At 47.4% G+C, this 8,237-nt stretch carries 7 protein-coding genes; 1 reads left to right on the top strand and 6 read right to left on the bottom strand.

What is annotated here, in order from left to right; translation table 11 throughout:
• Window positions 1-358: 358 nt before the first annotated feature.
• Window positions 359-1,234: a nucleotidyltransferase-like protein gene (locus AC0MA3_RS16485; RefSeq protein WP_474656966.1), complete on the bottom strand. Its 876-nt coding sequence runs from the start codon at window positions 1,232-1,234 to the stop codon at window positions 359-361.
• A gap of 128 nt (window positions 1,235-1,362) precedes the next feature.
• Between AC0MA3_RS16485 and AC0MA3_RS16480 the strand changes: the two genes are divergently transcribed.
• Window positions 1,363-1,728 (top strand): DUF2614 family zinc ribbon-containing protein, encoded by a 366-nt coding sequence (locus tag AC0MA3_RS16480; RefSeq protein WP_474656965.1) that lies wholly within the window; start codon window positions 1,363-1,365, stop codon window positions 1,726-1,728.
• Between the two features lie 45 nt (window positions 1,729-1,773).
• Here AC0MA3_RS16480 and AC0MA3_RS16475 read toward each other — a convergent pair whose 3' ends face one another.
• From AC0MA3_RS16475 to gatB, 5 genes are all read right to left on the bottom strand, one after another.
• The gene (locus tag AC0MA3_RS16475) at window positions 1,774-3,495 is read right to left on the bottom strand and encodes a glycosyl hydrolase family 18 protein (RefSeq protein ID WP_474656964.1); all 1,722 of its coding nucleotides are present in this window, start codon (window positions 3,493-3,495) and stop codon (window positions 1,774-1,776) included.
• Window positions 3,496-3,698: 203 nt separating this feature from the next.
• Window positions 3,699-4,136 carry a peroxide-responsive transcriptional repressor PerR gene (perR, locus tag AC0MA3_RS16470; RefSeq protein ID WP_379163011.1) on the bottom strand — a complete coding sequence of 146 codons (438 nt, stop codon included), beginning with the start codon at window positions 4,134-4,136 and terminating at the stop codon, window positions 3,699-3,701.
• Between the two features lie 122 nt (window positions 4,137-4,258).
• Complete coding sequence (locus tag AC0MA3_RS16465) at window positions 4,259-6,184, bottom strand: DUF4097 family beta strand repeat-containing protein (protein WP_474656963.1); 1,926 nt, start codon at window positions 6,182-6,184, stop codon at window positions 4,259-4,261.
• A 41-nt stretch (window positions 6,185-6,225) separates the two neighbouring features.
• Window positions 6,226-6,696, bottom strand: coding sequence for a GNAT family N-acetyltransferase (locus tag AC0MA3_RS16460; RefSeq protein ID WP_474656962.1), 471 nt, complete (start codon window positions 6,694-6,696; stop codon window positions 6,226-6,228).
• 100 nt (window positions 6,697-6,796) lie between these two features.
• Window positions 6,797-8,230, bottom strand: a complete 1,434-nt coding sequence (gene gatB / locus AC0MA3_RS16455) for an Asp-tRNA(Asn)/Glu-tRNA(Gln) amidotransferase subunit GatB (RefSeq protein WP_474656961.1) — start codon at window positions 8,228-8,230, stop codon at window positions 6,797-6,799.
• Window positions 8,231-8,237 lie beyond the last annotated feature (7 nt).

Here is an 8,237-nt window from a genome sequence, read left to right as displayed (position 1 = left end):
GAGAATTTGCATTCTCTATTTTGGATCTCACTTGCGTGAAATCCCACTCACTCGTTGTTCAGTTTTCAAAGATCAAGTTCTCTCTTTTCTTCATCGTTGCTTGTCAGCAGCGACCTTTATAATATATCACAGCACCCTCAATTTAGTCAACCTTTTTTTGATTTTTCTTTTTCGGTTATCTTACGCATGTTTTGAAGCTACTCACCTGCGTCAGAGGGACGAGTTATAATTTAACACAACATCATCATAAGAGTCAACTATAAATATCCCCTATATTGCTCATCTGATGCAAAAAAGAAATCAACAAAAAAAGAGAGCAAATTGCCTCTCCTTAATCTATTGTGATTTTCTTTTATATTTACAAGGTATAACGTACGGTGTGGCCATCTCTGGTATCCTCAGCCCAAGAAGCAATCTCCCTAATCTGTGAACGGGATACAAGCTTGCGAAGCACCAAAGGCAGTTCAGCGCCAAGCTGGCTAAGCCCTGAATGCTGAAGGAGTTCTTTTATACTCCAGGGTTCCTTGCGGCTGCCGAGAATATTCAAAAGTATGGTACAGCAATCCGACATCTTGGACATAATGGCAAATTCGCAGGCCAGCAGAATGAGCTCCACTCTCTGATTCAGTGTCTCAGTACTGACAGTCAGTTCTTCGTATAGCTTATGAACGGATGAATTGAGGCCTTTAACTTGCTCCCATACTGCAGGATCAGGAAAACATCCCGATTCACTAACTTCTAACCGCGCCCAATGGTACAAAGCAATCAATACACAGTTATAGGCATCCATAGTGAAACCTGCTTCCATGTACCGCTTGGATTTCACGTACATATGCAGAAACCTGGAGAACTCCATAAACAGTATGCGTTCCTTAAGGGGTCCCTGAAACTGGATAATCTCCCGGCGCATTTCGCCTAGAATTCCCTTAGGGTCCCAGATGACATCACCCGCTATCAGACTGGTAAGAAGCTCATTGTTATCCCCAGCCATAACCGCTCTTTCAAGAGCAGAAAGACCAACATGCACTGACTGTGTACGTCGCTCTCCGGCTATCGTGTGAGTAATAATACGTTCCTTCTCTTGCTCCTCATGGAGCATTAGCACCACCACATCAAAATCATGAAGAAGCGCGCTCTGAAACGGAGCATTGCCTGTCTGATGAAGAGCTACAGCGCCAAGAACGTTTTCGTCAAATGTTTCTCCACTAAATAAGGTCAAATTGGATAGTTCCATACTTCCCTCCATCAAATTTGGCGAATTTGCGTCTGTCAGTTATAATTCTCTTAAATATTAATATTCTACATAGTCAAATCAGTTCCTCCTGGAGAACCGAACTATATTTCAGTTAGGAGCAAATACTCATGAAGTTTAAATCGGCTAAAATCAATGCTTTTCGCACTTGGGGGCTGTTGCTTACTATGCTCGGAATGGGTCTTATGATCCTGGGAACAGCGGGTATTGTATTCTGGGGTTCGGCCGGAAAGGTTGTTGCCGCAATTGGCCTTGTCATTGGTTTGATCTCTATGATGGCCAGTCTGGCGATCTATTTTTGGGCAGGTATGCTTTCAACGAGTGCAGTTCAGGTGGAATGTCCTGAATGCCGGAAGCTGACCAAAATGCTGGGTAAAACGGACCGATGTATGTTCTGTCATACTATCCTTACGATGGACCCTGCTCATGCAACGATCACCGCGGAGCAGCTTGAAAGACAGCAGCTCAAACATTAAGAACAGGGGTTCCTTAAGGAACCCCTGTTCTATGTCTGCCATAATCTATTCATTGATCTTCTGCAACGTTTCCCATGCTTCCGGTACGGCAAAGCTCCGGTTCCAGGAACCAATGCCTCCGAGCGCAAATGTCTGGGCCAGTTCGACCCTCGCTTTTAACGAAACCTTGTCTTCTATCCATATCTTCCGAAGAACTCCGTCTTCTGTGTACTCCACATAATTCTGTCCTGTACTCTTATCCAATACTGGAGTCAGCTTCTTCTCGGCTAAAATTTCCTGGACGGTATTCATACTGACGGCTTTGGAACTAACTTTGGTTTTTCCGTTCACAGTAGTTTCGGACCAAATACGGGTATATAGAGGAATACCCAGTATCAGCTTCTCAGCCGGAACATCGTCCTCCTCCAGGATACGGCTTACCGAACTCTCAACCCATGGCAATGAAGCAACAGAACCTGCAGTAGGACTGGATGCCCAATGTTCATCATAAGCCATAACAATCAGGAAATCAGTAACGACACTAAGCGCCCTGCGGTCCAGAAAAAGTGACCACATCTCGCTGTTCGATTTTGGAGTTACATCCATGGAGACAATGAGATTTTTGGCCTGGGCCATGGGCTTCAGTTCCCGCATGAATTGAGTAACATTCTCTCCATCTTTGGTGTAGACATTTTCAAAGTCGATATTTATCCCATCCAGGCCATAAAGATCGGCATACTCAAGCATCTGTACGATGGTATTCATCCGTTTCTCATAATTAGAGAGTGCCTCTGTGGTAAGATCTGCATTAAAGCTGTTGGTCAGCAGCCCCCAAACCTCCATCCCTTGCTTATGGGCCCACTGAACATAGGCGCCGTCAGCTTTGCTACGCACGTTGCCTGCAGTATCAACAATTTCGAACCAGGTAGGACTAACAACATTAACCCCAGGAAGATCACCGAACTTAGAAGGGTTGGGCTTTCGATCGTATACAGCCTCCCAGAACAGATTCACTGGCTTGCCTTTCCAGCTGCGTTCTGCCCGCGAAGGAGTAACCGGTTTTGCACCGACTTTCTTTTCTCCATCCCTGATAATATCACTTGCCTTGACGTACCCCGTGAATCCGCTGGTCATCTGCACATACAGCCATTCTTTGTTGTCCGAATTCCAGATTCTCACCTCAGTGCCAGGGGGCATGTCGGCAATAATTGGAGCATGAATGGTCGCTTTACTGCGTAGAGCTTTTGTTTTATCGCCTTCTTCACCCTTGACTGTACCAAGCGGGACGGTTTCTCCGGCAGTCATCAAAAGAACAGCTCCCGTATCCTTATCCTCTTCCACCTCAAAGCCATACAGGTTTTCAAGTGTGTCTGCTGGCAGGTAGGTTACTCCGGTCTTATCTTCCGGGGCCAAACGAAGCTGAAGCGGTTTGTTGTTCAGACTGGCGGCAGTTGTATTTTCTTGCATATATAAAAGTTCATTGTCTGTCGATAAGATAACTGACTTGGTCTCCTCTTCATAGCGGATGGAAGAGTCTACATATTTCTGCAGCAGCGGAAGCGGCAAAAGCAGAGTGTCTCCGGTTCCTGAAGCGGAATAGTCAGTAAGCTCCCCTTTGACGAAAATAGGTTTTTTCAACCCTTTCCAATCAGGATCGATGTGCAGTCGGTTCGGCAATACATAGAAAATTACCCAATAAGCTGCGGCAGCGATGATAACAAGTGCAAATAAACGGCGAAAAAGACCTCCGCGTTTCTTGCCGCGTCTCTGTCTCTGTCTTGTATTCAAAAAAATGTACCTCCAGATCACTAGTAGAATTAGAATTCAGTGGACCAATCTTAAGTATACGCTATCTGAGACTCCTTGGTTGCGCAAATCTGCTGGAAGGGCTGGGCTTAATTGATAGGAACGCATAAAGAGTGTCTTTATCAACTTGAAAAAACGTGAGGACTCCGATACCGGATTCCTCACGTTAGTGAATTTCTAACCATTTAGATTGAATGTGTTTCCCCAGTGCAGCATTGGCAGACACCGTATAGTTCCATACGTAAACCATGGATTTTGAACCCTGTCGCCTGCTCAGCACGAAGTTCCACCTCATGCAGCGATGAATAGCTGAAATCCTCAATCTTGCCGCATTCCTGGCAGATTACATGATAATGATCTGATACATTAGCATCAAAACGGCTGGAGTTATCACCGTAGGTCAGCTCCCGGACCATTCCTGCTTCCATGAACATCTTGAGGTTATTGTAAACCGTCGCCACACTCATGCTCGGAAACTGAGGCTCAAGGGCCCGGTAAATATCATCCGCCGTAGGATGATTCATTGCTTCCATCAAGTACGAAAGAATCGCATGACGCTGGGGCGTAATACGGACACCGGTTGTCTTTAATTGTTCCAATGCATGCTGTACGCCACTACCCATCCATGCCACCGCCTTTTAGTAAAGAACATAATAACTCTAAAGTAATTGTAAGACCGGACTTTCAATGTTGTCAACGCAGTCAGTATATTATATTCATTATTATATAATAAAAATTACTTATTTCAATATTTCCTCACATTTAGGTTGCTGTTTCCTTCGACATGTACTTTATACTCACCCGTACCTACTTCTCCAGAGATGTTTTTTTTGTCAATAGTCAACTCGGGTATATCGGAAATAATGTCCCCATAACCACTGGAGCCATCCATGGTGAAGTTCCCGGACATAGGCAGATACAGATCAATATCACCTACCGCGCTATAGATATCCCAGTTCCCTCCGAAGTCGGGAGACCGAACCTCAATTTTACCATTAAGGGATTCGGCATGAAGCTTAGATCTGGCCCCACTAATCTCCAGGTTACCGTTCTTGCTGGACAGGTCCATCTCGTCTCCGTTATCCACAGCCGAAATATTGCCTACCGCTGTTGAAAGCTTAAGAGCCCCCGATACAGCCCAGGCAGCTATATCCCCGCCGTTTGTCGTCAAATCCACTGTTCCCTGAACTGTTCTGGCACGAACCGCACCATTCAGCGTCTTTCCTTTGACATCGCCAAGAATACGGTGGAGAATTAATGATCCGTTTCCGGTCTCCAGGTTAATATTTTCGATAGCCTCCACATTCTGCAAGGTAATGCCGCCATTCATCGTACGTATCTGTAGATTAAACCGGCGGTCTTCTGGTAAGGAGATGTCCAGGTCCATCCGCGGCTGACGCTTGCCGGAATCTCCATATGCCTTGCTCTTAGGAGTGATCGTGATTGTGGCGCCTTCCGTCACTTCTACAAAGGACTGTTCAGAGATAGCCTCTGCAACCGCCCCTTCCAGCTGATCAACCCAAACGGTTGTTGCAATTTCGATGTCTTCTACAGGTGCACGATGAACCAGAATATCCCCATTGATGCCATCCACAGTGATTTTGGAAGTCCCCAGTTCAACTGGAACTACAAGCGGAGCTTTCTCGAACTTGCTTCCCTTGGCTTCCCCGTAATCCACAGCCGCAGCGGTCAAATTAAGACTCACCCTGTTCCATAGATGGAGATAATGCTCCTGTTGTGAGACCATAAACACACTCGCTGCGAGAATGACAGCGGATAGCAGTCCGCGCAAATCCATTCGTGAGCGGGCCCGATTCCGAGCTTGTCCATAACGCCGGGCAGAGAAGTAAATGAGCAGATACTCCAATCCCCAAAGTACCACTACGAGTGGCCACCATTTCAATAGAAGCAGCATATTATCGGTTCCGTTTCTCCAGTCCAGAAATAACAGAACTCCAACCGTTATCAGCAATATAGAAGCCGTGTACCTGCCCACTCTCCGGCTTCTCCGTTCATTGCCATTCTGCCAGGAGAGGCTTTTGGCGATCTCCCGAACGGCAAGCCCTATTCCACAAACTGCCAGAAGCGCTGCAACCGTTACACTAGCATGATGCTCAATGAAGTTTTGCAGCCATGCTGGTTTTTGCCGGAATAGGAACAGTAATGTTCCGCCCAACAGCAGCATTAGTCCAAATGAAATCCCAGGCTCTGTTACCAGACGGCGACGTTTTCCATTCGATTCAGGGAGAGCCGGCATTTCAGGATCCAACTCTTCAGGCAAACGTAAAATACGGTCTGCAGACTGCAGCACATCGAACACATTGTAGAAATACAATACTGGAATCATCAAAGCCAACAGAATTAAGAGAGGAACATTAATCTGCATGCCAATCGATGAGAAGTAGATCAGCGCAGCGATATCCAGCAGAATAATGAAAATAAAAGCAATGCCTTTACGAAGCAGCCCGAAGTAGATATGACCCGTGCCAGGGATAAGCGCTGCCAAAAGTCCGGCAATGAATTTGCGTTTGCGGCGGGGACGGCGCTTCAGGCGCGGGGGAATTAAAGGCTGTTTCTGCTCCTGCACGACGTCTCCTGCCTGTACGGCAGAACCATGTTCCCCCGCCTCACTGTTGGGAAGCATAGCAGAATCATTGTGCTCGGGACTCATTGTGGGACTCCTCCTGTCATCGAGACTATGGTTGTTGTTCATCAAAGCCGTCCGTTCCGGTGAAATTCAATTAACTCTACTCCAGGTGCTACCTCTTCTACTGCGACTGGAACAAAACCATATTTGGTATAGAGTGTAACAGCCGGAATATTAAGCTTGCCTGTAGAGACGATAAATTGTTCCATGCCCCGGTATAGATCAAAGATATACTCTAAAAGCTTACCCGCCACCCCCAGGCGGAAAAAATCAGGATTCACCATCATTCGGGTCACTGTCAGCTTACCCGGCGATTCTTCCAGGACGGCAACAGCCCCCATCAAATCCCCATAATCGTCGAACCTGCCATAAAACAGCTCTTCAGAGCGGCTCAGCATGTCTCTGGTCTCCAGTAGCGGCGGGATTTCATGGAACCCTATAATCTCAGCCTCCAGCCTGTATGCCTTGTGTTGAAGGCTCCACACCTCACTTAGTGTATCCCCGTCCTGAAGATCCAGCTTGATTATTTTGTTCATGCGCACATTCCCCTTATATGCCGCGAAAGGCCTGCCGTTGCCGACAAGCCCTAGCGCTTATGCTTCTAATGTAGATATATTACCCTGAAGGTGGATACGCTCAGCCGTTCAGTACTTCAGCGAGCAATGTGTTTACAAGGCCTGGATTCGCTTTTCCTTTGCTTTCTTTCATAACCTGGCCTACAAGGAAGCCTATCGCCTTTTGTTTGCCTGCCTTATAATCCTCAACGGACTGGGGATTGGCAGCCACAACTGCTTCAACGATCTGCTTGATCGCTCCCTCATCACTGATTTGAACGAGGCCCTTCTCTTCAACGATGGCAGCCGGGAGCTTCCCGCTCTCCAGCATCTCTTTGAAGACCGTTTTGGCAATTTTACTGCTAATAGTTCCTTGAGCAATCAGACCAATCATCTCACCCAATCCTTGCGGCGTGATCTTTACTTGCGACAGCTCCAGCCCGCCACCGTTCAGATATGCCAGCAAATCCCCCATCATCCAGTTGGCAACCGCTTTGGCATCCTTCGTAAAAGCAAGGCTGCCTTCGAAGAAATCAGCCAACGGCTTGGAGGAAGTCAGAACACCCGCATCGTAGGCGGTAAGGCCATATTCCTCACTATAACGGCTCTGCCGTGCATCAGGCAGTTCCGGAATGGTAGAGCGGATGGATTCTTTCCAGGCATCATCAATATGCAGCACAATCAAGTCAGGATCCGGAAAGTACCGGTAATCATGAGCTTCTTCCTTACCCCGCATGGACAAGGTCTTACCCTGAGCTTCATCCCAGCGGCGGGTCTCCTGAATTACAATACCGCCATCATCCAGAATCTCTCCCTGACGGAATTGCTCATACTCAAGACCCCGGAGAACACCGCGGAAGGAGTTCATATTCTTAAGTTCTGCGCGGATGCCGAACTCCTCCTGTCCTTCCGGCCGCAGGCTGATATTGGCATCACAGCGCATCGAGCCCTCTTCCATCTTCACGTCGGATACGTCGCAATACTGCATAATCGCGCGGATTTTTTCGAGATAGGCACGAGCCTCCTCAGGTGAGCGCAAATCCGGCTCCGAGACAATCTCAATAAGAGGTGTTCCTACACGGTTAAAGTCGACCAATGAAGCAAAGCCGCCATCAACGTGAGTGAGCTTACCCGCGTCTTCTTCAAGATGCAGACGGGTGATACCGATCCGCTTGGTCTCTCCGTTGACCTCAATATCTATCCAGCCGTTCAGGCCGATAGGCTGGTCATACTGTGAAATCTGGTAAGCTTTCGGTGAATCGGGATAGAAGTAGTTTTTGCGGTCAAATTTGCTGACATCACCAATTGTACAGTTCAGTGCCATGGCTGCTTTCATTGCATATTCCACTGCCTGGCGGTTCAATACCGGCAGGACACCGGGATGACCAAGACAGACAGGGCAGGTATGTGTATTAGGCGGGGCTCCGAATTCCGTAGAGCAGCCGCAGAAGATTTTGGACTTGGTATGAAGCTCCACATGAACTTCCAGTCCGATGACCGTTTCGTATTTAGTCATATCTATT

The organism is Paenibacillus sp. LS-5, from assembly GCF_056121505.1.
This window is presented reverse-complemented; position numbering and strand designations above follow the sequence as displayed.

What these genes read in the sequence shown, in the direction of transcription:
- gatB (WP_474656961.1), bottom strand. Translation starts at nt 8,230, where the DNA reads ATGACTAAATACGAAACGGTCATCGGACTGGAAGTTCATGTGGAGCTT.
- perR (WP_379163011.1), bottom strand. Translation starts at nt 4,136, where the DNA reads ATGGGTAGTGGCGTACAGCATGCATTGGAACAATTAAAGACAACCGGT.
- AC0MA3_RS16465 (WP_474656963.1), bottom strand. Translation starts at nt 6,184, where the DNA reads ATGAGTCCCGAGCACAATGATTCTGCTATGCTTCCCAACAGTGAGGCG.
- AC0MA3_RS16485 (WP_474656966.1), bottom strand. Translation starts at nt 1,234, where the DNA reads ATGGAACTATCCAATTTGACCTTATTTAGTGGAGAAACATTTGACGAA.
- AC0MA3_RS16460 (WP_474656962.1), bottom strand. Translation starts at nt 6,696, where the DNA reads ATGAACAAAATAATCAAGCTGGATCTTCAGGACGGGGATACACTAAGT.
- AC0MA3_RS16480 (WP_474656965.1), top strand. Translation starts at nt 1,363, where the DNA reads ATGAAGTTTAAATCGGCTAAAATCAATGCTTTTCGCACTTGGGGGCTG.